Origin of the sequence: Marinobacter sp. 2_MG-2023, from assembly GCF_030546935.1 — a bacterium.
GTDB lineage: Bacteria > Pseudomonadota > Gammaproteobacteria > Pseudomonadales > Oleiphilaceae > Marinobacter.
This window is the reverse complement of the sequence record NZ_JAUOPH010000003.1, coordinates 246,040-272,879: the sequence shown is the minus strand read 5'-3', so window position 1 is coordinate 272,879 and position 26,840 is coordinate 246,040. Positions and strand designations below refer to the sequence as shown.

The 26,840-nt window shown below is 53.5% G+C and carries 24 protein-coding genes and 1 tRNA gene; 13 read left to right on the top strand and 12 right to left on the bottom strand.

Translation table 11 applies throughout. The features are described from left to right. Window positions 1–12 precede the first annotated feature (12 nt). From Q4501_RS08560 to Q4501_RS08540, 5 genes are read left to right on the top strand one after another with little or no spacing between them, the layout of a single operon-like run. Window positions 13–414 carry a GtrA family protein gene (locus Q4501_RS08560; RefSeq protein ID WP_303595802.1) on the top strand — a complete coding sequence of 134 codons (402 nt, stop codon included), beginning with the start codon at window positions 13–15 and terminating at the stop codon, window positions 412–414. Further along, window positions 398–1,426: a glycosyltransferase family 2 protein gene (locus Q4501_RS08555; protein ID WP_303595801.1), complete on the top strand. Its 1,029-nt coding sequence runs from the start codon at window positions 398–400 to the stop codon at window positions 1,424–1,426. The genes Q4501_RS08560 and Q4501_RS08555 overlap by 17 nt, the downstream gene beginning before the upstream one ends. Next, the gene (locus Q4501_RS08550) at window positions 1,410–2,909 is read left to right on the top strand and encodes a glycosyltransferase family 39 protein (RefSeq protein WP_303595800.1); all 1,500 of its coding nucleotides are present in this window, start codon (window positions 1,410–1,412) and stop codon (window positions 2,907–2,909) included. The genes Q4501_RS08555 and Q4501_RS08550 overlap by 17 nt, the downstream gene beginning before the upstream one ends. Continuing rightward, a complete protein-coding gene (locus Q4501_RS08545) occupies window positions 2,899–3,678 on the top strand; it encodes a response regulator transcription factor (protein WP_303595799.1) in 780 nt (259 codons plus the stop codon). Before Q4501_RS08550 ends, Q4501_RS08545 begins: the two co-directional genes overlap by 11 nt. Continuing rightward, on the top strand, window positions 3,675–4,964 hold the full coding sequence (locus tag Q4501_RS08540) for a HAMP domain-containing sensor histidine kinase (RefSeq protein WP_303595798.1): 1,290 nt from the start codon (window positions 3,675–3,677) through the stop codon (window positions 4,962–4,964). The genes Q4501_RS08545 and Q4501_RS08540 overlap by 4 nt, the downstream gene beginning before the upstream one ends. Here Q4501_RS08540 and Q4501_RS08535 read toward each other — a convergent pair. From Q4501_RS08535 to Q4501_RS08525, 3 genes are all read right to left on the bottom strand, one after another. Beyond that, a complete protein-coding gene (locus tag Q4501_RS08535; protein WP_303595797.1) occupies window positions 4,949–6,940 on the bottom strand; it encodes an LTA synthase family protein in 1,992 nt (663 codons plus the stop codon). The two genes, Q4501_RS08540 and Q4501_RS08535, sit on opposite strands and share 16 nt — an antisense overlap. Window positions 6,941–7,103: 163 nt before the next feature. After that, window positions 7,104–8,723 carry a methyl-accepting chemotaxis protein gene (locus Q4501_RS08530; RefSeq protein ID WP_303595796.1) on the bottom strand — a complete coding sequence of 540 codons (1,620 nt, stop codon included), beginning with the start codon at window positions 8,721–8,723 and terminating at the stop codon, window positions 7,104–7,106. 194 nt (window positions 8,724–8,917) lie between these two features. Continuing rightward, a tRNA-Ser gene (locus Q4501_RS08525) sits at window positions 8,918–9,008 on the bottom strand. Window positions 9,009–9,218: 210 nt separating this feature from the next. Between Q4501_RS08525 and Q4501_RS08520 the strand changes: the two genes are divergently transcribed. Then, window positions 9,219–9,749, top strand: coding sequence for an isochorismatase family protein (locus tag Q4501_RS08520; protein WP_303595795.1), 531 nt, complete (start codon window positions 9,219–9,221; stop codon window positions 9,747–9,749). Between the two features lie 71 nt (window positions 9,750–9,820). Continuing rightward, entirely contained in the window at window positions 9,821–10,471 is a 651-nt protein-coding gene (locus Q4501_RS08515; RefSeq protein WP_303595794.1) for a cupin domain-containing protein, read from the top strand. Between the two features lie 7 nt (window positions 10,472–10,478). On the opposite strand, the gene Q4501_RS08510 is transcribed toward Q4501_RS08515, so the two are convergent. The 6 genes from Q4501_RS08510 to Q4501_RS08485 form a co-directional block, all read right to left on the bottom strand. Further along, the gene (locus Q4501_RS08510; protein ID WP_303595793.1) at window positions 10,479–11,024 is read right to left on the bottom strand and encodes a lipocalin family protein; all 546 of its coding nucleotides are present in this window, start codon (window positions 11,022–11,024) and stop codon (window positions 10,479–10,481) included. Window positions 11,025–11,149: 125 nt separating this feature from the next. Continuing rightward, window positions 11,150–11,500: a hypothetical protein gene (locus tag Q4501_RS08505; protein ID WP_303595792.1), complete on the bottom strand. Its 351-nt coding sequence runs from the start codon at window positions 11,498–11,500 to the stop codon at window positions 11,150–11,152. 86 nt (window positions 11,501–11,586) lie between these two features. Then, window positions 11,587–12,510: a LysR family transcriptional regulator gene (locus Q4501_RS08500; protein WP_303595791.1), complete on the bottom strand. Its 924-nt coding sequence runs from the start codon at window positions 12,508–12,510 to the stop codon at window positions 11,587–11,589. Window positions 12,511–12,522: 12 nt separating this feature from the next. Further along, complete coding sequence (locus tag Q4501_RS08495) at window positions 12,523–13,710, bottom strand: MFS transporter (protein WP_303595790.1); 1,188 nt, start codon at window positions 13,708–13,710, stop codon at window positions 12,523–12,525. A gap of 3 nt (window positions 13,711–13,713) precedes the next feature. Further along, window positions 13,714–14,541: a protein-glutamate O-methyltransferase CheR gene (locus tag Q4501_RS08490; protein WP_303595789.1), complete on the bottom strand. Its 828-nt coding sequence runs from the start codon at window positions 14,539–14,541 to the stop codon at window positions 13,714–13,716. Between the two features lie 42 nt (window positions 14,542–14,583). Beyond that, on the bottom strand, window positions 14,584–15,513 hold the full coding sequence (locus Q4501_RS08485; protein WP_303595788.1) for a chemotaxis protein CheV: 930 nt from the start codon (window positions 15,511–15,513) through the stop codon (window positions 14,584–14,586). 188 nt (window positions 15,514–15,701) lie between these two features. On the opposite strand from Q4501_RS08485, the gene flgA reads away from it, so the two are divergent. From flgA to Q4501_RS08455, 6 genes are all read left to right on the top strand, one after another. After that, complete coding sequence (gene flgA / locus Q4501_RS08480; RefSeq protein WP_303595787.1) at window positions 15,702–16,403, top strand: flagellar basal body P-ring formation chaperone FlgA; 702 nt, start codon at window positions 15,702–15,704, stop codon at window positions 16,401–16,403. Between the two features lie 217 nt (window positions 16,404–16,620). Then, complete coding sequence (flgM, locus tag Q4501_RS08475; protein WP_303595786.1) at window positions 16,621–16,950, top strand: flagellar biosynthesis anti-sigma factor FlgM; 330 nt, start codon at window positions 16,621–16,623, stop codon at window positions 16,948–16,950. 7 nt (window positions 16,951–16,957) lie between these two features. Beyond that, window positions 16,958–17,428, top strand: coding sequence for a flagella synthesis protein FlgN (locus Q4501_RS08470; RefSeq protein WP_303595785.1), 471 nt, complete (start codon window positions 16,958–16,960; stop codon window positions 17,426–17,428). Between the two features lie 236 nt (window positions 17,429–17,664). Next, on the top strand, window positions 17,665–18,276 hold the full coding sequence (locus Q4501_RS08465; RefSeq protein ID WP_303595784.1) for a peptidylprolyl isomerase: 612 nt from the start codon (window positions 17,665–17,667) through the stop codon (window positions 18,274–18,276). Between the two features lie 17 nt (window positions 18,277–18,293). Beyond that, window positions 18,294–20,018: an FAD-dependent 5-carboxymethylaminomethyl-2-thiouridine(34) oxidoreductase MnmC gene (gene mnmC, locus Q4501_RS08460; RefSeq protein WP_303595783.1), complete on the top strand. Its 1,725-nt coding sequence runs from the start codon at window positions 18,294–18,296 to the stop codon at window positions 20,016–20,018. A 75-nt stretch (window positions 20,019–20,093) separates the two neighbouring features. Beyond that, complete coding sequence (locus tag Q4501_RS08455; RefSeq protein ID WP_303596189.1) at window positions 20,094–20,726, top strand: CBS domain-containing protein; 633 nt, start codon at window positions 20,094–20,096, stop codon at window positions 20,724–20,726. Window positions 20,727–20,729: 3 nt separating this feature from the next. Here Q4501_RS08455 and Q4501_RS08450 read toward each other — a convergent pair whose 3' ends face one another. The 3 genes from Q4501_RS08450 to zipA all read right to left on the bottom strand — a co-directional run bounded on the left by Q4501_RS08450 (window position 20,730) and on the right by zipA (window position 26,705). Beyond that, window positions 20,730–23,438, bottom strand: coding sequence for a hypothetical protein (locus tag Q4501_RS08450; protein ID WP_303595782.1), 2,709 nt, complete (start codon window positions 23,436–23,438; stop codon window positions 20,730–20,732). A gap of 190 nt (window positions 23,439–23,628) precedes the next feature. Then, a complete protein-coding gene (gene ligA, locus Q4501_RS08445) occupies window positions 23,629–25,659 on the bottom strand; it encodes an NAD-dependent DNA ligase LigA (RefSeq protein WP_303595781.1) in 2,031 nt (676 codons plus the stop codon). A gap of 77 nt (window positions 25,660–25,736) precedes the next feature. Continuing rightward, entirely contained in the window at window positions 25,737–26,705 is a 969-nt protein-coding gene (gene zipA, locus Q4501_RS08440; protein WP_303595780.1) for a cell division protein ZipA, read from the bottom strand. Between the last annotated feature and the right edge of the window lie 135 nt (window positions 26,706–26,840).

Sequence of the window (26,840 nt, the reverse complement as noted above, 5' to 3'; positions counted from 1 at the left end):
GTCATTTTCGCTGTGATCAGATTTTCACCACCTTTCTTCTCACGCCAGGTGCAAGGATTCCTGGCTGCCGGGGGCCTTGCCACGCTGTTTCACTGGCTTGTTATGGCTGCGTTGATTGGCGCCGGGCTTGAGCCAACAGTCGCAACCGCAAGTGGAAGCCTGTCGGGCGCCGCACTGAACTATGGTCTACAGCGACGCATGGCCTTCCATAACGCTGGCCCGCACAGATTTACCCTATGGCGCTACGTCGGATCCTGTTTTTTCGCCTGGCTGTGCAATCTCGTATTTTTCTTCCTGTTCAATAACCTTTTGGCACTTCCCGTACCGCTTTCCCAATTGGCTGCTACGGGGCTTGTCGCTGCAATGAATTACACCGTTTACCAAAGGCTGGTTTTCCATGAACAAACGCGTTGAGTTCCCTGCTGTACCGTTTGATAAGCCATTGCTATCACTCGTAGTGCCGCTATTTAACGAGCGCCCCATGCTGCCTCTTTTCTTTGAGCGGGTTCTACCGGTGCTCGCTCAACTGGACCTGAAGTGGGAAATCGTGTTGGTTGATGATGGTAGCGACGATGGCAGTGCCCAATACATCCGCGGCGTTGTTGACCGAACGCCGGGCATCCGTCTTGTTAAATTGAGCCGGAATTTCGGCAAAGAAGCCGCAATGACGGCGGGCATGGAACATGCCACGGGCGATGCGGTGATCGTGCTGGATGCCGACCTGCAGGATCCGCCCGAGCAGATTCCGGGCATGGTCGAATGCTGGCAGTCTGGTGTAGATGTTGTTCTGATGCAGCGTCGTTCACGGGCTGGGGAAACGGCCTTAAAGCGCTGGAGTGCGCACATTTTCTATCGGTTGCTGAACCGAACCAGCCGGACAAATATTCCGGTAGATACCGGTGATTTCCGATTGATGAGTCGAAAGGCGGTTAACGCTCTGTTGTCTCTGAAGGAGCGCAATCGCTATATGAAAGGCTTGTTTGCCTGGGTCGGCATGCCAACCAGAATAATTCAGTATGACCGAGAATCCAGAGTCGCAGGGGAAACAAAATGGGATTATCCAGGGCTGGTTGGGCTTGCGCTTGAAGGGCTGACTTCATTCTCGGTGTCACCTTTGCGCTGGGCTACGTTGATCGGACTGATCGCCGCCACTATGGGCGCGGTATTCGGGCTGTGGATCGTCGTCAAGGCTATCATGCTGGGCGATGCGACCAGCGGCTACCCATCACTGGTGGCCATCATCAGCTTTCTCGGTGGCATTCAATTAATAAGCGTGGGCATCGTGGGCGAGTACGTCGGCAAGACCTATATGGAATCCAAACAGCGACCGATTTACCTGACCGAAGAGGTGCTTGAAAGCCGGGTCAGTGTTACGCAGCAGGCTAATCGTAAAATGACAGGGGCACGACATGTCAAAGCGGTTTAACGTCTGGTTGCTGATACTGGCGGTAATTCTAGTGAGCCGCTTCATTAGCATGGCGCTGTTTCCCTTTGCAGACACTACCGAGCCTCGTTACGCGGAAATCGCCCGCTTGATGGCGGAAACCGGAGACTGGATTACGCCCTGGTTTGAACCCGGCGTTCCTTTCTGGGGTAAACCGCCATTGTCTTTCTGGGCCCAGGCGGCGTCCATCAAGATGCTCGGTATCTCGGAGTTTTCGCTACGCTTTCCTTCCTGGCTGGCAACGCTCGGCATGGTGTGGCTGGTGTGGCGACTGGCGCGGCAACTCTGGAGTGTTCAGGTGGCTCAATGGAGTAGCCTGGTTTTCGGGACCATGGCCCTCACGTACATCAGTGCCGGAGCCGTAATGACCGACGCCTTTCTGGCTCTTGGCACCACGCTTACGCTGGTCAGCTTCTGTTTGGTGATGTCGGGAGAACGCGGCGTTTGGCGATGGCTTTTCTTTCTTGGAATGGTGATCGGACTTCTGTCCAAAGGCCCCTTGGCCCTGGTGCTGACCGGAATTCCCCTTGGTTTGTGGTTACTTCTCTCATGGCGTGAGGCGACCACATACTTGCGAAGACTTCCCTGGCTGGGAGGAACGCTGATAACTGCGCTGCTGGTCTGCCCCTGGTATGTCATGGCTGAGTTAAAGACCCCCGGGTTTCTGGATTACTTTATCATAGGGGAACATATTCGCCGGTTCCTGGACCCGGGTTGGGCTGGAGACCTCTACGGCAGTGCGCATAACCGGCCCAAGGGCATGATCTGGATATTCTGGTTGTGGGCATCCTTTCCATGGGGAATTCTTGCGCTGGCGAGCCTGGCAAGTGCATTGCGCAGTGGCAAAAGAAACGAAGCCCTGCACACAGCCATATCAAATCCCGGAGTCCGCTTTCTACTGCTCAGCGCAATAGCGCCTATGCTGTTTTTTACGCTCGCAGGCAATACACTCTGGACTTATATACTGCCTTCACTCCCGTTTACCGCCATCCTGATCGGTCGCCGGGTCTCGCATTGGGAGACTTCCCCGTTGTTTAGGGTACGGGGCGGCCTGGTGGCGCTTGTGCCTGTTTTACTGAGCGTCTTCGTCGGTCTGGCCGCGACAGGCTGGACGCCGGTCAAAACGGAGAAGGAACTGGTAAGCTATTACCAACAGAACAGGCAAGCACAGGACAGCCCGCTGTTGTATCTGGACAACCTGCCCTTTTCCGCCAGGTTTTACTCAGGCGGGGATGCTCTCGAAGTTACCCGGGGTGGTTTGAGTAAGTTGCAGTTGGCCGACAGATTTAAACGTTTGTACGTGGCCGTTCCGAGGAGCTGGTCAGAGAATAACGTGGCTGACTTATCCATTTCGAACCGGAAGATTATGGAAAATAATCGCTATCAATTGTTGATTATTGAGGGCTCGCGCCACGGTCAACATACAGTGTCTGGCGCCAACGGAGTTCGCTTGAATGACATCTGATCACTCTTCTGCACTAACTCCTGCACTGACTTCTGGCAAAAGGTCTGTCAAACCGTCTCTCAAGCTTTTGATTATTGAGGACCAAGTGGATCTGGCTGAAAACCTGTTCGAGTTTCTGGGTGAGGATCGTTACGCTCTGGATTTTGCCGCTGACGGTCTGACCGCCCTGCATTTGCTCGCCACCCAGACCTACGACGTTATCGTGCTGGACCTGATGCTACCTGGCATCAATGGTTATGATATCTGCCGGCGTATCCGCCAGGACCTGAAATGCGAAACGCCTGTTATTCTGATGACCGCATTGAGCGCACTTACCGACAAGGAAAAAGGGTTTGATTGCGGTGCTGATGATTACCTTGTAAAACCGTTCGAGTTGCGTGAGCTACAATTGCGAATTGAAGCCCTGCACCGGCGCTATTCACCCCAGAGGCCCGTCTTGTCGGCCGGCGATGTACGGTTCGACCCGGGCACACTTGAAGTGGAACTGCACGGGCGGAAAACAGCACTATCCGGCACGCCGGCTCGCCTGTTTGAATTATTGATGCGAGCCTATCCGAGCTTCCTCAGCCATGAAGCACTGAGCGAAGCCATATGGGGAGCTCATTATGGCGAAACGGAAGGAAACAGCCTGCGAACTCATATTTACACACTCCGGAAATCCCTTCAGGCCAGCGTGGGTAGCGGTATGGTAAAAACCATCCATGGACGAGGGTACAGGTTAGAGGTCCCTGCGGACCCCCTTGAAAAAGAAAGCACCGATACACCATGAAATTCTCCCTGACCACGCGTCTGGCCCGAACCCTGTTTTTCCTGATCGCCGCCACGACTGCTCTCTCGATGTTTATCGTCGAGGTGTTTGTAAATGATGTTGAGGACACTATTCTCAGCCTGGAGCTGAAGGCAGATGCCCAGTTTTTCACAGAGCAACTCCGGGAAGGGAGCTTTCAACCTCTAAAAACAGCCCAACTGGAAGCCACTTTCCTTCCCGAAGGTGAGCATGAAGACCGCCTGCCAGACTATTTTCAGAGCCTCCCTCTGCCGTTTTCCCAAGAGGTCGAGATAGGTGAAACAACACTTCTCATATTCGGCGAGCAGGTGACTGCGCCAGACGGAAAGCTGTTTCTGGCTCAGGATATTACGATCATGGAAAACCGCGAGTCCCTGGTTCAGCTTGCTCTGGCAGGTGTAGCCGGCTTCATGCTTCTTGTCGGTTTTTTTGTCGCCCGCACAGGCGCCCAATACCTGGTGCGCCCCTTTAAAAAGCTGACTCGTGAAGTCCTCAACACAGCACCGGGTACCAGGATGCCGCAAATCACTACGGATTATCATGATCAGGAGTTTTGCGATATCGCTGCTGCATTTAACCGCTTCCTTTCCGCTTCAGAGCGCCATATCGAGCGCGAGAAGTCGTTTGTGAAGCTAGCGAGTCATGAGTTGCGCACACCCCTTGCCGTGATGAGTGGCGCCCTCAACGTACTCGAGCAGCGCCAGAGTTTGTCTGCAGCGGACGAAAAAACCCTCGCTCGTATCCGCCGGGCCATGCAAACCATGCGCGACGATACAGATGTCCTGCTTGAGCTCGCTCGCAGTGAAACGCCCAAAGACGATGCCCGAACCGTGATATTGCAGGAAATCGTCCAGAACACCATTGATGACCTGGAACAGGGGCTTCCGAATCATGCCGGGCGGATTACTGTCTACTCAGACAGCTCGGAACTGAGAATAAACACTCATCCCGCTCTGGTGCGCATGTTGCTGAGAAATCTGTTGCAAAATGCATTAAGGCACACCGTTTCCGAGGTGGAGGTTCGAATGTTCGACTCCAGCATCTCGGTGCGGGATTTCGGCCCCGGACTTCCTGATCGAATTACTGCAAGCCTGAATACTGACGAAGCACCCCGCGCCATTACGTCCCCGGCCGGAGAGTTCAGCAACACCACTTTCGGGTTGCTGATTGTCCGGCTGGTTTGTGAACGACTGGGCTGGGATCTGGAGGTCTCGCAATCAGACGGCAAAGGCACGGAGTTTTTGATCCACGTTCATAGCCTGGCCTGATACGCCTGTTCCCGATACAACATCAGTGGAAGGAGTGCATGGGCCAGCGCTTTTTCAGTCGCAGCTTTCTCCGGACTGTCTTCCAGATATTCTGTGCTGCCCTTTTCTCGGGAATAGACTCCCGCTAAAGCTTCCTGACCGGGCCGCAATACTGTCACGTTGAAGCGGTCGTCCATCCACGCATAGTAATCATTGAACTGCATGATCGCCCGGCCGGGCTCTTCCGGAAAACTCAGCAGATCACGGCCTATCATCGGGTGGTCACTGGCAATGCCCATTAGTGATAACAGGGTTGGTGCAAGATCGATCTGGCTGGTCACTGTTTTAATGCGCCGGCTTTCAATATCAGCCCCAAGTATCAGCCCCGGAATCTGAAAGTTCTTCACGGGCACCAGCTCGTCACCCCAGACCCTGGCGTCATGATCAGCAACAATCAGGAACACCGTATCCTCCCAGTAGTCACTGTTTCGGGCAGTATCGATGAAATTACCCAAGGCGTGATCTGCATATTTAACGGCATTATTAACAGTATTTTTCTCATCGTCGTAACGCTCTATTCTTTGGTCAGGGTATTCAAATGGAGTGTGATTGGAAGATGAAAAAACCAGACGGAAAAAAGGTTTCTCCGACGCATGGAGTTTCTCAAGGTCTTCATGGGTTTTTGCGAACAAATCTTCATCGCTGACCCCCCAACTCCCGGTAAAAACGGGGCTGGTGTAGTCCTGTTCGTCGATGATCGTGTCGAAACCGTTTCCGGAGAAAAAGCTGCGCATATTGTCAAAATGGGCTTCACCGCCATAAATGAAACCTGTGTCGTAGCCTTGATGTTTCAGCAGCTCACCCAAGGTAAAGAACCCTGTCTGGGACAGTGACAGCTTCACTACGCTCCGTGCCGGAGAAGGCAAATAGCCGGAGACAACAGCTTCAATACCACGAACAGACCTTGTACCCGTCGCATACAGATTCTCGAACCACCAGCCCGAGTCTTTCAGGGCTTCAAGGCGAGGAGTAACCGGGGTGCCACCCAATGACTCAACAAAGGTCGCACCCAGGCTTTCTTCAAGAACAATGACCAGATTAAGTGGGCGGGACTTTTCGAGTACAGGGCGCTGCCGGTGTAGCGTCGGAAACTCACTTGAGCTGAAAGCGTAGTTACTGAGCCAGGGCGCACTCCTCACCTCATCAAGTATTTTGGAAACTTCCATTTGGCCGTAGATGTCACCTGCGTCGTCCTCGTGCTTGAGATTGTAGATAGCAAAGGCCACCGACCAGGTTGAGTTGATTATCAGCGAATTCACCAGGGCATCTGAAGTCAATGCGAACATCGCCGGGTTAGCAGGTCGATGGCCGGTCGTGGAGCGAATACACATAAACACGGCGAGAATTACGATCGGCCAAACCAGAAGCGCTCGAGGATAGCTGCCCGACCTGACCTCCCCTGACCAGGGTCGCAGCAACCAGGCAAACAAAAGCGTCACTGAGACACAAAGAAAGACTCCGGCAACAACTGTCGGCAAGTATCCCTCCCAGAGCATACTCAGTACCTCTTTGGGATAATTCAGATACTCAATGAACAGGCGGTTGGGCCGGGTATCGTATTCTGCAATAAAGGTTGGCGTTGCCAGCTCCATGAACAGAAACACGAAAACAACAAAAAGCGACCACAGGCCTGTCAGACGCTTCCAGACTGTCCAACTGAAACGATGACCCAGAACCGGCAAAAGAAGGACCAGAGGTGCCACGGCCATACCCGCCATGATCAGATCCACCCGTAATCCATGAAGAAAAATGTCTGGCCAGACGGATGTTTCCGCAACCCGATCGAACTGCCATGCCACCAGCAGAAAACGGGACAACCCTCCGATGAGAAGTATTGCCAAAAATAGCATCAATATCGGAGCATAAGCACCGGTCCAGCTGAACCGTTGATAGATACGTTCCGGCAATGAGCGTATCGGGAAAGACAATGAAGTCATATCTGCACTCTGTGTAAGAAGCTTCGCCTCAGGCGACTTATTAACCGAAGTGCAGAATAGAAGGGACCACGTCAATGGCGGGTCAAAAAGGTATCAAAAATTTGTCAAATCATGGGAAGTGTAGGTCGGCGGGAGCCCCGTACAGCGTGCCCGCCTTACGGTCTTATTCACCTTGAATCTGGAAACGGGCAATAAGCGCTCTCAGCGATTCCGACTGCCCCTGCAACTGTTCACTCACCGTCTTGGTTTTGCCAATATGTTGATCCAATCCCTGTGAACTTTCTCCGAGCGCATCCACATGCCGGCCCACACGGCCAATTTCATCACGCTGAACGAGAATCGCCTCATCTACTTCATTGGAAAAATGGCTGAGGTCATCAAAGGTTTGTTCGAGGGCTACAAGGTGCGTTTTGAGTGTTTCCAGCGTATCGCGACTTGTATCACCGGCTGTACGGGTTTCATCGAGCAGGCCATGGGCGCTATCAACCTGAGCCACCAACTCATTAACCCACTGACGGATCTGGTTAGTGGATTCACCTGTTCGTCGTGACAGGTTTCGCACTTCATCGGCAACAACGGCGAAGCCTCTGCCCTGCTCTCCTGCACGGGCCGCCTCAATGGCTGCGTTCAGTGCGAGAAGGTTTGTCTGCTCAGCGATGTCCGCGATCACACCAATAACCTGTTCGATCTTTACACTGGACCCGCGAAGCGCTTCAATCGCCTCGGCAACGCGATTGATCACCTCAACTGCGTGTTCTGCTGCATGCTCGCTCTCTCGCAGCTGGTTCTGAACATCATCGTTACCCTTCACGGCACCACTAACCTGCGCTCTGGAGTTCTGAGCCGTTTGCTCAATCTGGCTAGCGCTATGGGTAATCGCGCCCATTGACGAAACCACTTCATGGATCTGCAGGTTGGTGCGCTGCGATGAGGCCTTCACTGCATCGGCCTGCTCGTCCAGATTGGCCGAACGCTGCTGCAGAGCCATCGCCGCACCCGTGACGTCATCCACGAACAACTTGAATTTTTCAATCAATCCGTTGATCGCCATTGCCACTGCAGTTACTTCATCGCGTCCTGAAACAGGTAGTGATTTAGAAAGGTCTGAGGCGGCTTCCATTGAGCGGAGGCACTCCGCAATCAACTGAAGTCTTGTGGTTACCGTGCGACGTAACCAGAACGTCAGCAGCAAAACACCAATCAAAACGACAAGCGAACCCAGAATTAACAAATTCTGTTGTTGTTCGAGAAAATCAATCAGTGAGATGGCTCCTTCATCGGATTGCTGGCGGCCTGCAGAGAGCTTGGCTTCGATCTCAGCAAGAATTGGATCAAGTGCTTGATAAAGATGAAAATCAACAACTTGGCCAACGGAGTAGTAGCTCTTTGCATCAATGGGTTCTTTCAGAGCCTCGAGCAGTTCCAGAATTGCATAATGAGCCTCCATGTTCGCCTCTGCCCAACCTTGTAAGCGTGGGTTATCAAGCGCCGACTGCCACTGCCCCTTTATCGCTGCTGAGTTTTCCTTAAACTCTGCGTTGATCTCGTCCCACAGCAACAACTGGGCCTTAATTTTGAAGGCAAGGTCCTGGATTTGGCGGTGGCTGCGATCAAGATCAGTCAGCAACCAGACATCCGACATTTGCTCTTGAACAAGCCTACCTGTGGCTTCCTCAGCCTCATCAACGACTGTCATCGACAGCAATCCCAGGCCGGCAAGTGCAACTAAACAAAACCCGGAAAATACAAACAAGCGCTGACGGACGGTAAGATGTATAGACATGAATTACCTCATAAAATTGGCATTTTGAGGATATGTCAGGAATATGACAGTTTGGTTGCAACAGTGAGTACACATAGGTAAAGCGGAAAGATTTTACATTTGGCAGAACCAAGAAACGGCCAGCCTGGGGGCGACTGATGCTGCACCTAAACGAAAAAACCCCGACTTTCCAAATGAAAGTCGGGGTTTTTAATTGGCGGAGAGAGAGGGATTCGAACCCTCGAAACGCTATTAACGTTTACACACTTTCCAGGCGTGCGCCTTCAGCCACTCGGCCACCTCTCCAATAACCTGTTTCAAATCAGCTATGTTGTCGCTCATTTGAGGGCGCAAACTTTAATGGTTTTGGCGGCGCTTGGCAACTCTCTTACGCTATATCGAGGTAAAATTTACCGTTTACGCCAATAATCATGTGTATGGTATTCGGCGCCCTTGGCTAGGGGTACTATGGCAACCCACTCTACTTAGCATATTGATAAAGCCTGGAGGCCTTCAATGCTCATGAAATCGGAACAATCGACTCTGCTACTGATAGATGTCCAGGAAAAGCTGATGCCCGCGATTGCGTACGGCGCTGAGGTAATCGACCGTTGCACAACCCTCGCTACAATTGCAGGGCTTCTGGAAATACCCGTGCTGGCCACCGAGCAGCTGCCTGAAAAGCTGGGGCCTAATGCAGAGATCGTCAAAGAGCTTTGCGACCAAACTATCGCCAAATACCACTTTGATGCCTGCCCGGACGGGCTGGTTGAGAATCTCCCGGAAGGCCGACAACACATTATTATTGCGGGCTGCGAAACCCATGTATGTATGATGCAAACGGCGCTAAGCCTGATCGATGCAGGCTACAAGGTGTGGGTGGTTGCGGATGCGACCGGCTCGCGCAATGAATTTGACCGGGATGTTGCCCTTGATCGACTCAGTAGCAGTGGTGCACGTATTGTTACCGTAGAAATGGTGGCATTTGAGTGGATGCGACACTGCAAACACTCTGCATTTCGTGATGTACAAGCGTTGATCAAGTAGCGGTTAGCCCATTCATCCATTCGTTGCTTGGTACCGTAAAGGACATCTCGACTTTATTTAGGAGGCACACAATGCTGAACATGGATTTTGGCAGCAGGGTTGTTGTCCGCACCAGTGAGCAGGAGTGGGTCCCCAGCCCTGCGGGCGGTGTTCTAAGGAAACCTCTGGCCAGAGAAGAAGCTGAGCGCGGCCATGCCACCAGCGTTGTGCGGTACGAGCCTGGTGCCTCATTCAAGAGGCACGAACACCCCCTTGGCGAAGAGATACTGGTCCTGGAGGGTGTCTTTTCGGACGAAAACGGTGATTACCCGGCCGGCACCTATCTGCGAAATCCACCTGGAAGTGGTCACGCACCGTTCAGCAAGGATGGCTGCACGCTGCTGGTAAAGCTACACCAGTTCAATGATCGCGATAAAGCCACCGTTCAGATTGATACCCGGAGCAAAGGCTGGTTACCTGGAATCGGCGGACTTGAGGTGATGCCACTGCATGAATTCGAACACGAACATGTAGCCCTGGTAAAATGGCCTGCCAATGAGGTTTTTCAGCCCCATCGGCATTTTGGTGGTGAAGAGATCTTCGTGCTCTCAGGGGAGTTCTGCGATGAGCACGGCCGCTACCCGGAAGGCTCCTGGATAAGAAGCCCTCACTTGAGTCAGCATCACCCATTTGTGGAGCAAGAGACCATTATCTGGGTTAAAACCGGCCACTTACCTTTCTGACCGAGACCTACTCAACAGGGCGGTGATCCACCACAATGAGCTCGTCCAGATCAAAGCCCGCCTCAACAGCCGCCCGTCGGAAACGGGCCATCGCTTCTTCACTGACTTCAGGTGTGCGTGAGAGGAACCATAGATAGTCCCGGTCGTAGCCAGTGACATAAGCATACTGATACCCATCCTGGTCCAGCTCGAAGATAACGTAAGATGCGTAAAACGGGCCAAAGAACGATACTTTGAGATGTCCAGTGGTCTCATCACCCACGAACACCGCCCTGCCCTCAGCAAGACTCCATTCGCCAGCCTCCGCATCGAACCCGCGATTAATCACCTTGATGCTGCCATCATCCTGCAATTCGTACTCGGCCGTTACCTGGCTGAGCCCTTCCTCGAACGAGTGATCAAGGCGGGCAATTTCATACCACTCCCCCAGGAATTTTTCCGTATCAAGCCCGGTTACGGGCTGTATACCTTGCGGCACGCCGGTACAAGCTGCGACTAACAAAAATAGTGGCGCAAGAGCCAGAAGCTTCAGATGATTGCGTGAAAATGCCATGGAACTCTCTCTGTATGTAAACGAATAGGGGCACGAGACAATGATTCTACGCAACGATTACACAAAGAGAAAAAAAGAGCCCCTAAGGGCCCTTTAAGTTGGGGTTACACGAGTGCCAAGAGTCTTCACCAGTCCGAGGCTGCAAGAGGCTGGTTAACAAGACTATCGTTCTCAGGTTCCACACCATCTGCCTGGTTTTCTGCCGGCACTGCGAATACGTGGTACGCCTCTGGGCCGAACTGATCAAGTGCGGTATCTATATATTCAAAGTCCCTGGGCACAGGCTCCCCGGAAAAGGCGACACGGAACTGCCGCTTCAATACAGGGGCTCCCACGTTCAGTGGCTGTTCCACCCAAAGGTAAACGGCTTTATCGGGTATAAGGTACTCGCAACGAACTACTCGGTAACCTTCGGTAAGCGATAGGGTGGTTGGCTCTTTACCCGGTTCAATGCGGAATTTGTGGATAGTTTTCATGGTGGCCTCTCCTTTTGGGCTACTGCCTTTTACACCTCCATAGTGGCCACATTTAAAGCTCGATAAAATAATGTTTTATAATCAATTCACATCGTTTTTTTCGATGTATCTCTGGGATTCCTGAAATCTGTGCGTACTTCGCAGATGGCCCGAACGCCCTCGTGATCTAGCCGGCTCCCACGGGTGATGGCGAACAACTCATCTGTTACGTCATCAATAGCAAGGAGGTGTTCCACTTCATACTGCCGGCAGACTTCGTGCTGAATGACGGTAGGTGCAGCAAAAACACCGAAGCCTTCATGCCCAAAGACCTTAATCAACGCACTGTCATCCACTCGAGCCACCAGATTCATGCGAACCCCATTTAAAAGGAACCAGTTCATAAGGCGGTCGAAGTAAGGCACATCGGTGGCATTGGCAAGAAAGGGCTCTCCGTTCAGTGACTCCGGCAATCCGGGTCTTAATCTTTGCGCCAGCGCCGGCGCGGCAAAGAGGCTGATACTGGAGTTGGCAATCGGGTGAACGGTCAAATTAGTTTCTTGCTGTATTCCTGGCATGCGGTCTGTGAGGACAACATCCAGCTCTTTTCGCTTGAGACTCAAAATCAGCCCCTGGGTTCGGCCCGTCTGGCATTCAAGCTGAACCGGTCGTTTGATCGCCATAGCTGGCTGCAAAAGGTAATAGACGATCAGCTTGTGGATAGAGGCAGAGATACCTGCCGATAACGCCAGAGGGCGGTCCGCGGGACCCGATCGCAAGGTTTCTGTTAACTCTCCTGTAAGAGCAAAAATATCGTCGGCGTACCCAAGTGTCAGCCGGCCAAGATCTGTCAGGACGAGCTTTCGCCGTTCCCGCAGAAACAGTCGACCGCCAATAGAAGCTTCGAAGGTCGCAAGTTGTCCACTCAAGGTTTGCGGCGCCAGATCCAGCACGTCGCTGGCGCGGGCAATCGAGCCTTCTCGGCTTATCACCCAGAAATAGTAAAGATGGCGAAGGTTAAGCTGCTCCATATACGCCTCAAGTTACGAAGCCTCACTGGCCCCTACTTCTTTACGGGTTAACCAGACTGTCATCAGCACGCCATGGATTACCAGAAACGGCACGGCGATCATTACGAGCGAAGACCAACCCAGCCAGGAAAGGATAACCCCAGCCGATAGGGCGGCAGTAGCCTGCGAGCCAAATACAAATATATCGTTCAGCCCCTGAACCCGGAAGCGTTCAGCATCTGTGTAGCCGCGGGGTAGCAAGGTGGTACCACCTACAAAAAGGAAATTCCATCCGACACCCAATAGTAGTAGTGCAGATAGGTAATGGTGAAAACTGACACCGCTGGCGGCCAGTACAACGCATCCCAGATAGGCCAGCAGGCCTGCCGCCATCATCAGAGGTATGCCTAAAACCCGGGTGAGCCAGCCACTGATGAGCGATGGCAAATACATGGCCATGATGTGCAGCTGAATAACCCGCTTGGCATCATCCAGATCATGCCCAGCCATTTCAGTCATGCTCAGTGGCGTTGCGGTCATGATAAAGCTCATAACAGCGTAGCCAATAGCAGCAGCGCTAATAGCTACCCAAACCAGAGGGTTGGCCAGGATTTCCCGCATGGGCCTGCCACCACCTGCGTGTGTCTCTCTTACCCGCTCGCCTTTTGCCTGGTATCCCACACCGAGTATCACCAATGCGAAAAACTGAACACCCACCAGAGCCAGCCAACTGGTAAGGAACGGGTGCTCTGCCCCGGCTCCGTTGCCCAATGTGGCTACTTCAGGACCGAGCCACGCAGCAACCAGCCCACCAAGCAACACTCGGGCAGCAGCTGAGCCCGCCATGTTATCTGGCACGGATTCCATCGCCGCGAAGCGATACTGATGCACCACCGCCAGCCCGGTTCCTCCCACTACTGCAGCCAGACAAAGCATCGGAAACTGGCCGAGCCAGGACGCCAGTGCACCGAGAATACCAGCGAGGATGCCCATTAACGCACCAAGCAACATCACGCGCTTGCGCCCTAGCCTTTCCATCAACCAGGTAGCAGGTTTTATGGCGAGAACCGTACCCACAACCACGAGGCCGACAGGTAACGTGGCGAACTCGGGGGCTGAGGCCAGTAGGCGTCCCTGAATACTTCCGATAAATACAATAAAAGGCGCAGTACACATGGCCAAAGCCTGTGCCGCTACAAGCACCCATACGTTAAATGGCATGGCTTACTTTTTCCTGTAAATAATCCCCGGATGACACTGCACCATCTCATAGAGATCCGGCAAACCGTTGAGAGACTCAGAGGCGCCAAGAATCAGGTAACCACCCGGGTTGAGGGTGGCGTGAATGCGGGTCAGTATGTCTTTTTTCAGGTCGGCAGAAAAATAGATCAGCACGTTGCGGCACATCACTATGTCGAATTTACCCAGCATATAACGCTCAAGCAGGTTCAGTTCCTTGAACTCAACCATACTTTTGATTTGTGGCCGTATCTGCCAGCTACCACTTGAGGAAGGCGTAAAAAAGTGTTTCTGGCGCTCAGGCGACAGGCCCCGGCCAATGGCGATCATTTCGTATTCACCACGGCGCGCGACTTCGAGTACGCTTTTCGATATGTCCGTTGCGGTGATTTTCACATCACGCAGTTTGCCGGGCTTCTGGCGCCGGAACTCATCGACAATCATACTGGCCGAATACGGCTCTTGCCCTGTAGAACAGGCGGCAGACCAAATCCGCAGGGGTGCAACAGAGGTTCGCGCAGCAAATTCCGGAAACAACTTTTCCTGCAGAATACGAAATGGGTGATTATCCCGGAACCAGAGAGTTTCATTGGTGGTCATCGCATCTATGACCAACTCTTTAAGGCTGGCCCGGCCCGGTTTTTTCAAGCGCTCCAGCAACTCTCCGAGAGAATTTAACCCGTTCTCTTCCAGAATCCGCCGTAACCGGCTTTTCACAAGGTATTGCTTGTTGTCACCCAGCAAAATACCACACGCATCCTGCAGGAACGTTTTGAAGGATTCATATTCCTGTGGCGTAATTTCTACGTTCATTGCATCTCAGTTCTGAATGAATTACCCGACAAATGAGTAGAGTCAGCTCTGGTCAACTATTTCCATGATTCGTTCAGCGAGCTCATCGGGGCTGAATTTTGCCATAAAATCGTCTGCCCCGACCTTCTGCACCATCGCCTTGTTGAAAACACCGCTTAACGAGGTATGAAGCATAATAAACAGCGTGTTGAGTGCGGGATCGCTTTTGATCCGGGTGACCAACGTATAACCATCCATTTCAGGCATTTCCACATCGGAGATTATCAGTGAAAGATGATCCTTTCCTGTCGATCCGTCCGCCGTGATTTCTTTAAGGTATTGAAGTGCCTGTTTACCATCATTCCGGGTGATCACTTCCATACCGATCGCAGTCAGGCATCGCTCAATCTGGCGTCGCGCTACAGAGGAGTCATCAACGACCAGAACCGGCAAATGCCCTGGAATTCGTTCAGCGCTTTTGTTCCGGACTGCTTCAGTAACATCTTCCCGAAGCGGAGAAACCTCTGAAAGAATCTTTTCTACATCAATGATTTCAGCAAGTTTATCATCTATCTTCGTAACTGCAGTAAGGTAGATATCCTTACCCGTCCCCTTGGGCGGAGGAAGAATATCTTCCCAGTTCATGTTCAGGATCCGGTCTACTCCGGTTACCAGAAACCCCTGCGTCTTGCGATTGTACTCAGTAATGATCACGAAACTGCTGGGCAATTCTTCCTGAGGAATCCCTGGCAAACCGATGGCCATACCCAGATCTATAACCGGGATGGTCGCTCCCCGGGTATGGGCCACGCCACGCACAACCGCCCGGCTGTTGGGTATGGATGACAGCTTCGGGCACTGGAGTACTTCTTTGACCTTGAACACGTTGATGCCGTAAATCTGGCGTCCCCGCAATCGAAAAAGAAGAAGCTCCAGGCGATTCTGCCCGACCAGCTGCGTACGCTGGTTAACACTGTCCAATACACCTGCCATCGCAGTCTCTCCTTGCCTGCCAAAAGCGTCGGCATGCATTTTGCTGTTCTTAAGAATGAGTTGCCTGGGTGACAGATTAACGTCACCCAAAAACGGATTAATCTGTTTAACGGCCAGAACGCCGCAAGCCTTAGGTATTTGCCGCTAATTTTGCCGTTTAACTGACAGCATAGGACAAACCAGAGCATATGCGCACCACGCTTTTAGTCTCGCTCCTGATTATGTCAGCCCTGACCAACTCTGCACTGGCGCAAACAACTGCAGATGAAATTCGCCTGGCCGCCAAATCGTTTCTTGACGACTTTGCTCGCACCCAGGCTGAAGAGGGCTATCAGGTCACCTTTGAGACGGGCAACATTGACAGCAGAATCAATCTCGCGCCCTGCACAGCGCCACTTGCGGTGGAGTTTACCGGTGACCCCTGGAAAAGCGAGCACCCCTCTGTACAAGTGGCTTGCAGTGGCGGACGGCCCTGGCGCATGTTTGTAACAACCACTGTGACGATAAATGGCCCCGCTCTGGTAGCAGCCCGGCCGTTCGGGCGCGGCGAGCGTATAACTCAAGACATGCTTGAAAGCCGTTCAGTCGTTGTGAATGCCAGCCGGCGAGGAATCATAACCGACGCCAGCCTTGTACAGGGCATGGTTGTGCGCAGACCTGTCAATAGCGGCTCGGTTCTGACACCGGACCTTCTGGAAGCACCAGACGCCGTTTCGCGGGGCGACCATGTTATTATCACCGCCCGCAGCGGATCCTTTGCGGTTCGTTCCCGGGGCAAAGCCCTGGCAAATGCATCCGTTGGTGAGCAGGTTATGGTGCAAAATCTTGCATCATCGCGAACGATCAGGGGCAACGTCACTGCACCCGGGCACGTCGAAGTCCCAATGTAGTTTTCTCTGCGATCTTTGCCTGGCAGATCTTTTCCGCCGGCAAAAAACTGCCTAAATCGCAGGAAGAACAGTGCCGCAAAGGTGCATTAGAAATGTGACAGAATGTTAACAAAAAGTGTCTATCTGGCCCTAAAGTATGACGGCAGTGTGCCGTTAAGAAGATATAAACCCGAGTCAGCCCACGTGTGTGCGGCTAAACTGTAGAGCAGGTAACGATATGTCAGTTGACTTAAATGGAATTGGCCAAGGCCAGGTCAACATCCAGAGACCAACGGCCGACAAGTCATCCAACAGCCAGAATACCGGGCAAACCACACCGGAGCAGGCCAATAATGCCAAGGCTCAGGGTGCGCGTGGCGAAAACGTTAATTTGAGTAGCCAGGCCAGGAATCTGAAACAGCTTGAACAGAAGCTGGGAGATTACCCCGAGATGGATGACGAGCGGATTGAAGAAATTCGCGCCGCACTGGCGGATGGCACGTACAAAATTGACGCTGAGAAACTGGCCCAGAAAATGCTTGATATGGATAAAAGCATATTCGGGTGAGTAAATCATGGCTGCAATTGATGATCTGAAGAATCTTCTTTCACTGGATATCCACCAGCTTGATTCCCTGGTGGACGTTCTGCAGAAGGAAAAATCCTGCCTTTCTGGCTCCGATGCCAAAGCACTTGAGACATTAACCCGCGAGAAGAATGCACTTCTCGGAGAAATCCGGGAACGTGCGAAGCAGAAGATCCGCACGCTGGTAGCTATGGGATTTCGCCCGGATAGCGGCGAACCCTCTCGCTTCATCCGCAGCGCTGGCCTTGATGACCTTTACACTCTCTGGCAGAAAGCCGATGAAAAGCTTCGGGAATGCCACACGCTGAACCAGAACAACGGGCGAATTATCAACCACCTGCAGAAGCGCCTCACCCGTCTTACAGACATCTTCAGGGGAGCCTCCGGCCAGCAGAAGCTATACGGCGCCAAGGGCCAACAAACCACCGTATCAAGCCGCACAGTTCTTGCCAGCGCCTGATAAACGCGTATGGGTGGCCGTTCTGATCTTCCCGATGTGCTCTGGTAACGCCAGAGCAATACCCCGCTTTCACCCACAGCCCACCTCAACACCGCTCCGTCAGGCTCATAGCCGTTACTGCTGTAGCCGGCATGCATCCCGAACCACGAATCAAATCTGTTAAGATCGGGGTACAATCAAGTTCAAGTAATTATTGCAGGAATTCCACTTACCGCTAACCGACTGAGAGCCCAGCGATGAGAAATTTGGCAAACCCCCTGAATAATGTAATCCACGTCGTAGTTGCGATTCTCGCTTTATCTTTTTTATCGATTCCAGCTCAAGCCCAGACCGAAAGCAAAGATGCCGAAGCTGAGCTACCGAAGGTACGGATCCTCACCAGTGAAGGCGCTATTGAGCTGCAGCTACGGCCAGATGTAGCTCCCAAAACGGTTGAGAACTTCCTGCAATATGTACAGGACGGCTATTTTGACGGCACCGTTTTTCACCGGGTTATTCCTGGCTTTATGATTCAGGGCGGCGGCTTTACTGAAGATATGGCACGCAAGGAAACCCGGGCACCTATCAAAAATGAGGCATCGCCAACGCTTCCAAATCTCCGCGGCACAGTTGCCATGGCACGAACCAACGCCCCCGACTCAGCAACGTCTCAGTTTTTCATCAACGTAGCAAAAAATGATTTTCTGAATGCAGGTGTTCGCGGACCAGGCTACGCCGTTTTCGCGAAGGTAACGGCTGGCATGGGTGTGGTTGACACCATCGCCGGTGTTCGGACTGCCCGTATCAAGGGCATGGCGGATGTGCCGGTAAATGCTGTTGTAATCGAGAGCGTTACTCTGCTGGAGTAACATAACAGGACAACTGAATGACTTCCCCTGCCATTCCGCCAGCCATAGAGGCGGCGGAATTGATCTGGCGCGATGGCCTGCCGGAATCGAAGCAAATCGAAGATATCTGTTCTGACCTCCGTAACGGGCGGCTGGAATCTGGTGACGAATTCATCGAACGCTACAACCTGATCGAGCAGTTTGCCGCAGTTCCTGAGGCAGGTTCCTTCGTAGTTGCCAAGGCAGGCTTCGGTACAGGCTTGACGTTTCTGACCACATGGCAAGCCTGGCAAGCACACGGTCCCTCTCATGCGGCGACGCTTCACTTTGTCGCCGCTGAACCTTCTCCACTCTCCCGGAGAGATCTTGAGAGCGCGCTGACGGCTTGGCCCGAACTTCAAAGTTTATCGAAAGAACTGATTTCGAATTACCCGCCTCTGATTCAGGGTACCCACCGCCTTATTCTGGATGGTGGTCGTATTCGCCTGACACTCTTCTTCGGCGATATAAATACCGCCTGGGATCAGCTCGATTTTCAGGCTGACGTCTGGCTAGGGGATAACCCTAAGGTTCCGGAAAGCTCTGTAACACGAGATACCACCGAGACGCCTGCCAATTCGGTCGCGGTTATCGGCGCTGGTATTGCGGGCTGCCTGCTTGCAAACAACCTCGCACGGAGAGGCTATAGCGTCACACTGGTAGATGCCGCAGACGAGGCAGGCTCAGCGGCATCCGGCAATCTTCAAGGTGCAATGTACGTAAAGCTCGGTGTCGAGTTTAACCACCAGACTCAGCTTGCTCTGTCTTCACTGACGTTTAGCCAACGCTACTACGCTCCCTATCTCGACCAATACTGGCACCCAACTGGCCTGCTACAACTGGCCTGGAATGACAATGAAAAAGATCGCCAGCGACGGTTTATCGAGCGAAACCGCTATCCGGAAGAAGTTCTGCGCGCGGTAACCAGGCAGGAAGCAGAAACTCTTACAGGCAGCAGTCTTGAGAGCGGTGGCTTATGGTTTCCATCCAGTGGATGGCTGTCCCCTGGCAAGCTCTGCAGATCACTCGCTTCCCACCCGGGCATCCGAAAAGTTTTTGGTTTGTCGGTGAGACAACTGGTGGCTTCTGAGGGCAAGTGGCTCCTATCTGCGACTGACTCTGAAGATATCCGGGCAGACCAGGTTGTTATCTGCGCCGGGCACTTGAGCCCGAAGTTGATACCAGGCCAGGGAACATTCCGCTTCAAAGCCATTCGCGGGCAGGTCACTCATATCCCCGCCTCCCTGGTTACCAACCCAAAGGCTGTTATCTGCGGTGCCCGTTATTTCAATCCGGCTCAAGGCGCAGAAAGCGAGCAACTGGCCGTCATTGGTGCCACATTCGACCTGCACAGCGACGAGCCCGCCCCGACTGCAGCCAGCCACAGGGAGAATATCCGGGACCTTTCGGCGATGGTACCGCAAATGCTGTCAGCAGAGATCGCATCGGGCAACCTGCCCGATCAACTGGCTGGACGCGTCGGCTTCCGTTGTACAACCCATGACTATCAACCTGTCGCCGGGCCGTTTTTCGATGCCAGTGGTCAGGTTCAGGAGGGCCTTTACCTACTGACCGGATTAGGGAGCAAAGGCCTGACCTATGCACCTCTGCTCGCGGAGTTCGTTGCAGATCTATTAACGGACCAGCCATCGGCACTTCCTGCGCAACTTGCAAAAAGAGTCGCTACCGGGCGTATGCATCGAACAAAAGTGGCGTCTTCGTAATTAATTACTGCTAATGGTCTGCAGTAGCGCGCCGATACACTGTCTGACAGGTGTCGTCTTCAGAGGGTAATGCAGGTGTCCATTTTTGTCAGCGAGCCAGGCCGTCCCGTAGGGACAAGATTGCCGGAAATATTCCGGGGGCGACGCGTGGGTGATGTCAGCGAGCTCACGGAGAGCCAACCCATCAATCCACAGCGCGGTGAAGCAACAGACTCCGAGTTTCAGCTTGCAGCTCAGTCGGGCCGCCATCGTGCTCTGGAAGAGTATGGCGCGGCCGCCGCGGGCGAACGCAAAGATCAACGGCCTTATCTGCCAGTCTCCTCTATTTGCTCGCCATCGCTTTACTCCATATCCGCCTCGGCAACCGTGAGCGAGGCTATGACAATGATGGACGAACAAGGTGCCAATCATCTTGTCGTTACCGCTGACACAAACGTTGCCGGGCTCGTAACGCAGCAGTGGTTACTGGCCTGGCTATACGAAAATCAAACCAATACGATTAACCAAAGCCTGACCCATATTGAGTTACCCGCATTCCTGACCGCCTCGCCGGAAACCGATGCCCACCAGCTTGCCAGGCTGATGCTGGCACACCAGCTTAATGCAGCTCTGGTTGTAGACGCTCAGGGCGAGGCTATTGGCATTATCACCAGCACAGATTATCTTCGCCTTTACGCCAGTGTCGGCGGACAACAAGGCAGTGTTTAGCTCCTAAGGATTCAGCAACTGTCCCTCAGGGCTGAATAACAATACCAACCAGGAAGAACCCACCCGGGCCAGAGCCACAATTTCGTCGTCCCGGTAGTTGGCGAGTTGAATGATTTCCGAGTCACCAGCAAGTAACTGGCTACGCCATTCATTACGGAACACACTCGTCTCTGCATCCGGTTCAGGTTCCGATACCAGTGACAACCGCGAAATAATACCCGCGGCACTGCCACCGGAGTTAGCGGTGCCAGTATAGTCTCCATCGGTAACACCGGCCGCCACCAGATCACCGGCAAAGCCAGTTAGCGAAGCGAAGTGCTCGTCCGAGACATCTCCGTTATCATTCAGATTAAACGCGCGGATAACATCACCGGTGGAGGTGTAACCCAGCACAAAACCACTTGCGCTGGAGCCTGGCAGACTCGTCAGGCTCAGGCTGTCTTCTTCCTGCTCGGCCGTGTATTCATTGCTCCCATTACCCAGCAACCATAAGGTGCTTCCATCTGCCACACCTCTTGAAATCCTCTCATCCGCGTCAGTCCCTCTCTGATATACCCTTAGGCCAGTGTCTGCGGATGTCGTGTTGTAAAAATAAGCATCCTCTCCACCCAATGATGGCTCACCGCCAACAGCGCCCCTGGCAGAGCCGAACAGTGACGCTCCGATACCTGCCACACTTGCGCCAGCTACCCGGTCATCTGCAGAAGATCCGACCTGGCGTGTCCAGGCCAGCGCTGGAACCAGGCCGCTTCCATCAGCAAGCGAATCTATGCGCTGCAGAAAACTGTCGAAGCCTCCGTTTGCCATTTGCCCGGGCCATACACCATCGGTCTCACCAGCAATCACAACAAAACCATTTGCGACATTTATGCCCGCCCAGCGAACCAGATCGTCTCCAGCTGTGCCTGTACGTGTCGTCCAGGCTTCAATATACTCACCACCGTTGCTTGCTTCGTCGTACCAATACAATGAGCTTACAATATCCGTACCGCCCTGCTCTGTGGTACCGGACACGGCTTTATCTGTGCTGTAAGCCACCAAAAGTTCAAAGCGATCGGTCTTTATGTTGTTCTTTGTCACCTCTCGTTTGGCTACGCTGATCATTGGCTCTGGTTCAGTCAACTGGTCTCCGGCCCCTGACACGTCAAGAACTTGAAGCAAGCCACCCTTCTGGCTGAATATACGCACCAGAACCCTGTCGTTATCTGCACTGTCGTATCCAGCCACAAATATTCGCCCGCTATGTCCCGTAGCTACGTCCGTTGCGACAAAACCGCCTCCAGATCCAACAACAAGTGGCGACACCAGCTCGTTAATACTGATTCGTAGCATTTCGTCTTCCGCTGCACGGGCATAGTTTTCGCGACCGAGCTGAAAGTTCTCGTTCAGGGCCAACAGGATAAAACGGTCATCCAGACCAGAGTTGTTATAAGTTCCAGGGTCAGCAACACGGATAGTGAATGTGACCTCATCCACCCCATCCGGAAATACAAGCTCATCTCCCGGCAGACTGGTGCTGAACTCGGTACCTAATCGAGCGGTGGAATCGTCCGAATGAACAATCTTTGCCCGGACCGCTCCCTCCCGCTCCCCGGTCAGGCGCGCTGCGTATGTTCGGGAGCCACCAACATTCAACGTATCCCGCGATCCACCTGCGATGGTTTCAAGGCTCACTCCAGGCTCATTGTCATCAATCACCAATGTGGTGCCGACACCTCCATTGGTCTCTCCCAATCCTGCAAGGCCGGAGCGCACTTCCGTGAGGTTCAGCTGCAAGGCCTCTGAAGGCTCGGGAAAACTGTCGTCCACAACTTCCAGGCGAATGTAGCACTCGGTGATTCCCGGCTCGAATGTCACGACACCGCCGGCATATACTCCGGTGATGTCGGTTTCGTAGGTCAGGTAGGAAAGCTCTTCGAGGAGTGAATCACTGCCGCTGCCCATAGCCACGATATCCTGCCCCGGGATGGCATCACCGGCGTTGGCTTTGCTGTGATCACACCGTTGATCAGGAGCGGTCACACCCGGATCACAACTGGATGCGTCGTAACCCGATGTCAGTTCGAAGGCGACCGCTACCCGTGTTACCGACGGCTGATCCAGCAGTACTTTTACAAAAACAGGCCCGGTTGGCAGCGTTAGGTCGCGGGTGCCGGAAACAGCACCGTTTGTATCATAGGTGTTGATCGTAAAACTGTGTTCACCGGGAGTTTCCAGATCAGGTAAATCACAATGCTCCCGGCGGGTATCCGGAATAGTCGGTGATGCGCCTTCAATGAACGTCTCTGATTCCAGCGCAAGTGCGTTGTATTTGACTTCAATATTGAATGGCTGAGTGCCCGCCATCTCGCCGTCGGTGCTTACAAGGTTAATATTTTCCAACTTACCAAGGTCTGCATCGCCTCGGGCGCCCCCACTGAGGCCCGGCACACCGCGCATGATGATTCCTTGCCGAGCTTTGTTGCTCGTATCTTCAAGCGCTAGCCAGGACGGCGCATTCGTCAGCGTATAATCGAGTATGTCCTCGCCGCCGTAGGCGCCAAAATTGTAGTAATACTCCACCCCAAGATAGGCTGCCGCCGGAGGGATGCCCAGAATCGTTAGCTGATCCGGATCCTTCTCGGTTTTACAGCCTGAGGCGGCAGAGACAAGCAGCAGTATAATTGCCATGTTTGCAAGGATGGCAGGGCGGGGATACGACTCGGCGCGCATGGGAAAATCCGTTTCGGAATATTGTTGTTATGGCAGTGCATGCACACTGGTACAAACCAGTGATTTACACACCGTTACAGAACAACGCCATGTTAGCCAGTTTGGGAAATGGGGTATCTGCGCGAGTTCTCAGATTCGCCGGCCAGCCAAAGCCTGAGGGGTTGTTCCCCGCAAACTTCGACGCCAGTGCTCAAAACAAACCGTGCTCCTTCAGCATTTCCAGCAACGCCGGCTCATCCAGAACCTGCACGCCAAGCTGTTCAGCTTTTGTCAATTTGGAACCGGCCGCCTCACCCGCCACAACACAGGCTGTCTTTTTCGAAACGCTGCCAGCCACCTTGGCGCCCAGTGACTCCAGCTTTTCCCGGGCCACATCGCGGGTCAGTTCCGACAAGGTTCCTGTAAGCACCCAGGTCTGGCCCTGAAGCGGTCTGGCACCAGCAGTAACTTCCTCCTCCTGCCACTTTACGCCGGCCTCACGCAGCGCATCCAGCGTTTCCCGGTTATGGGGCTGGTCGAAAAAGCTGCAGATATGTCCGGCGACTATCGGTCCTACATCGGGTACGGCAACAAGCGCTTCTTCATCCGCTTCTGCTACAGCCTCCAGAGAACCGAAATGGGAGGCCAGGGACTTGGCTGTGGCCTCCCCCACTTCCCGGATACCCAGTGCGTATAGAAAGCGCCAGAGTACTGGCTCCCGGGCCCGATCAATAGCCTCTACCAGGTTAGAGGCAGATTTTTCCCCCATGCGCTCCAGGCGGGTTAAATCCTTCGTGGTCAGGTGGTAGATATCCGCAACGGTTTTCACCATGCCCTGGTCTACAAGAATATCGATCCACTTATCGCCAAGCCCTTCAATATCCAGCGCCTTTCTGGACGCGTAATGCCGAATCGCTTCTTTTCTCTGGGCCGGGCAATACAGCCCACCTGAACAACGCGCGATCGCTTCACCTTCAATCTGTATAACATCAGAGCCGCACACGGGGCAGTGCTTGGGAAGTTCTACCGATTCAGCATTTTCCGGGCGCTTTTCTACAACCACCTTCACAACTTTGGGAATAACGTCACCGGCCCTGCGAACAAACACGGTGTCGCCGATATGAACATCCAGCCGGCGGATCTCGTCCATGTTGTGCAAGGTAGCATTACTGACCGTCACCCCACCCACAAAGACCGGCTTCAGGCGCGCTACTGGCGTAACGGCACCCGTACGTCCCACCTGAAACTCCACATCCTCGACAACCGTCAGTTCTTCCTGGGCCGGAAATTTCTGGGCAATAGCCCAGCGCGGCGCGCGGGAGACAAACCCAAGCTTCTCCTGATAGTCCAGTCGGTTGACCTTGAATACGATGCCGTCAATTTCGTATGGCAGCGTATCGCGCTTCTGCATCAGCTCCTCATAGGCCGCGAGACATTCGTCGGCGCCCTGGGCTCTTCGCATTTCCGGATTGATACGGAAGCCCCAGCGCTGAACTTGTTGGAGGCTCTCCCACTGTGTATCAGGCAACAGATTTTCATCTGTCACTGCAACACTGTAGGCGCACATTTCCAAGGGGCGCCGCGCCGTGACCGTAGACTTCTTCTGGCGCAGGCTGCCGGCTGCTGCGTTCCTGGGGTTTACGAAGGTTTTCTCACCCAGCCCCGTCAGCCGGCTATTTAAAGCCTCAAAGCCGGCCCGAGGCATGTAAACCTCACCCCGGACTTCCACAAGGTCGGGAACATCCGGGCCTCTCAAACGCAGTGGCACCGAGGGAATGGTACGAATGTTTGCCGTAATGTCCTCTCCGGCATAGCCGTCGCCACGGGTCGCTGCACGGGTAAGCGAGCCCTGCTCGTAATGCAGGCTGACAGCAAGACCGTCCAGCTTTGGCTCGCACACGTACTCAACGTCCTCATCGCTGTTGAGGCGTTCCCTTACCCGGCGGTCAAAATCACGAAGCTCGTCTTCGCTGAATGCATTATCCAGAGACAACATGGGCAGACGATGGATAACCTCATCAAAGCTGGTCTCGGCACTGCTACCTACACGACGGGTAGGCGAATCGTCCGACGCCAGCTCGGGGTATTCATTCTCGAGTTTTTGCAATTCCCGAAACAGGCGGTCGTACTCCGCATCCGGAATACCCGGATCGTCCAGCACGTAATACCGGTAATTATGCTCATCAAGGGCTGACCGCAGTTCCTCTACCCGCTTGATAGTGTCCGGTGAAGGCTTACTCATAAATTCGTGCTCTTGGCTGTCAAAAAAATGCCCGGATGGCTCCGGGCATTGTTATTTCAGTTCTGACCCAGGCCGGCTCAGTGGAGTGGCGACCGCTGCTTGCGCTCGAACTCACGGATACGCTGGCGGCAGTGCTCGATGGTCTGGGCTGTCATCACGCTACGACGTTCATCCTTGAGCTCTCCACCCAGGTTACGAACGACGCACTGGGCGGTTTCAAGCATGAAATCGAAGGCCTGTAAGGCCTTGGTCGGCCCCGGCATACTCATGAAAAAGCTGATACCCGGTGTCGTCATTGCGGCCACATCGTCAGGCTTGAATGTGCCTGGCTGAACCGCGTTCGCAACACTGAACTGTACAGGGCTAGTGGTATCCTCTGCCTCGTGGCGGTGATAGATCTCCATATCGCCATGGGCCAGACCGCAGGCTTCAAACAGTTTCTGCAACGCGCTGCCACTAAACTCCTCTCCCTGGCGGGCAAGCACATTAATAACAATAACCTCGCGGGCTTCCGGGCGGTTTGCGCCGGCCGGTGGCTGCTTGGGATCGGCTTTCTTTGGCTCGCGGCGGGCGGTATCTTCTTCTACGTCAATTGACGCCGCTGCAGATGTTTCTGGTACAGACAAGTCATCATCTTCTGCACCCCAACCTGTATCAACTGTTAACTCTTCTTGCTCAATGGAAGAAAAACCAGCCTCTTCACCATCGCTGCGGAGTTGCTCATCAGGTAACTCGTCTTTTTCCTGCAGCGCTTCGCGAACAGGCCGTGTCGGTTTCTGTTGCGGGGTGCGGAACCGCGAGGGTCTTTCACGCCGCACATAGCCGCGTTCTTCCAGGGTATCCTTTGAAATAGCCCTGGCCCCTCCGTTTGGAAGCTCAGGATTATGATCCTCATCCAGCGGAGACTCTTTGAGATCGTCAGCGCCCATCCCGGAAGAAATCGCAATAGATTCCTTGCGGGCACGGCGCATGCGCCTTAAACCATCTATAACAATGCCGATGATAACCAGGGTACCGATGGCAATTAACCATTCCCTAAGTGACATAGTGCTGCTGTCCTGTTTGCAGATCGGGTACGGGAGCAAATAAGACGCTCCGTCTATTACTCTAAAAAAAGCCCGTAATGAATACAACGCAAAGCCGCATCACATGGCTTTATTGTCATTCTTGACGAATTTCTG

Coding starts and splice junctions, on each gene's coding strand:
- Q4501_RS08555 (WP_303595801.1), top strand. CDS start 398: ATGAACAAACGCGTTGAGTTCCCTGCTGTACCGTTTGATAAGCCATTG.
- Q4501_RS08550 (WP_303595800.1), top strand. CDS start 1,410: ATGTCAAAGCGGTTTAACGTCTGGTTGCTGATACTGGCGGTAATTCTA.
- Q4501_RS08545 (WP_303595799.1), top strand. CDS start 2,899: ATGACATCTGATCACTCTTCTGCACTAACTCCTGCACTGACTTCTGGC.
- Q4501_RS08540 (WP_303595798.1), top strand. CDS start 3,675: ATGAAATTCTCCCTGACCACGCGTCTGGCCCGAACCCTGTTTTTCCTG.
- Q4501_RS08535 (WP_303595797.1), bottom strand. CDS start 6,940: ATGACTTCATTGTCTTTCCCGATACGCTCATTGCCGGAACGTATCTAT.
- Q4501_RS08530 (WP_303595796.1), bottom strand. CDS start 8,723: ATGTCTATACATCTTACCGTCCGTCAGCGCTTGTTTGTATTTTCCGGG.
- Q4501_RS08520 (WP_303595795.1), top strand. CDS start 9,219: ATGCTCATGAAATCGGAACAATCGACTCTGCTACTGATAGATGTCCAG.
- Q4501_RS08515 (WP_303595794.1), top strand. CDS start 9,821: ATGCTGAACATGGATTTTGGCAGCAGGGTTGTTGTCCGCACCAGTGAG.
- Q4501_RS08510 (WP_303595793.1), bottom strand. CDS start 11,024: ATGGCATTTTCACGCAATCATCTGAAGCTTCTGGCTCTTGCGCCACTA.
- Q4501_RS08505 (WP_303595792.1), bottom strand. CDS start 11,500: ATGAAAACTATCCACAAATTCCGCATTGAACCGGGTAAAGAGCCAACC.
- Q4501_RS08500 (WP_303595791.1), bottom strand. CDS start 12,510: ATGGAGCAGCTTAACCTTCGCCATCTTTACTATTTCTGGGTGATAAGC.
- Q4501_RS08495 (WP_303595790.1), bottom strand. CDS start 13,710: ATGCCATTTAACGTATGGGTGCTTGTAGCGGCACAGGCTTTGGCCATG.
- Q4501_RS08490 (WP_303595789.1), bottom strand. CDS start 14,541: ATGAACGTAGAAATTACGCCACAGGAATATGAATCCTTCAAAACGTTC.
- Q4501_RS08485 (WP_303595788.1), bottom strand. CDS start 15,513: ATGGCAGGTGTATTGGACAGTGTTAACCAGCGTACGCAGCTGGTCGGG.
- flgA (WP_303595787.1), top strand. CDS start 15,702: ATGCGCACCACGCTTTTAGTCTCGCTCCTGATTATGTCAGCCCTGACC.
- flgM (WP_303595786.1), top strand. CDS start 16,621: ATGTCAGTTGACTTAAATGGAATTGGCCAAGGCCAGGTCAACATCCAG.
- Q4501_RS08470 (WP_303595785.1), top strand. CDS start 16,958: ATGGCTGCAATTGATGATCTGAAGAATCTTCTTTCACTGGATATCCAC.
- Q4501_RS08465 (WP_303595784.1), top strand. CDS start 17,665: ATGAGAAATTTGGCAAACCCCCTGAATAATGTAATCCACGTCGTAGTT.
- mnmC (WP_303595783.1), top strand. CDS start 18,294: ATGACTTCCCCTGCCATTCCGCCAGCCATAGAGGCGGCGGAATTGATC.
- Q4501_RS08450 (WP_303595782.1), bottom strand. CDS start 23,438: ATGCGCGCCGAGTCGTATCCCCGCCCTGCCATCCTTGCAAACATGGCA.
- ligA (WP_303595781.1), bottom strand. CDS start 25,659: ATGAGTAAGCCTTCACCGGACACTATCAAGCGGGTAGAGGAACTGCGG.
- zipA (WP_303595780.1), bottom strand. CDS start 26,705: ATGTCACTTAGGGAATGGTTAATTGCCATCGGTACCCTGGTTATCATC.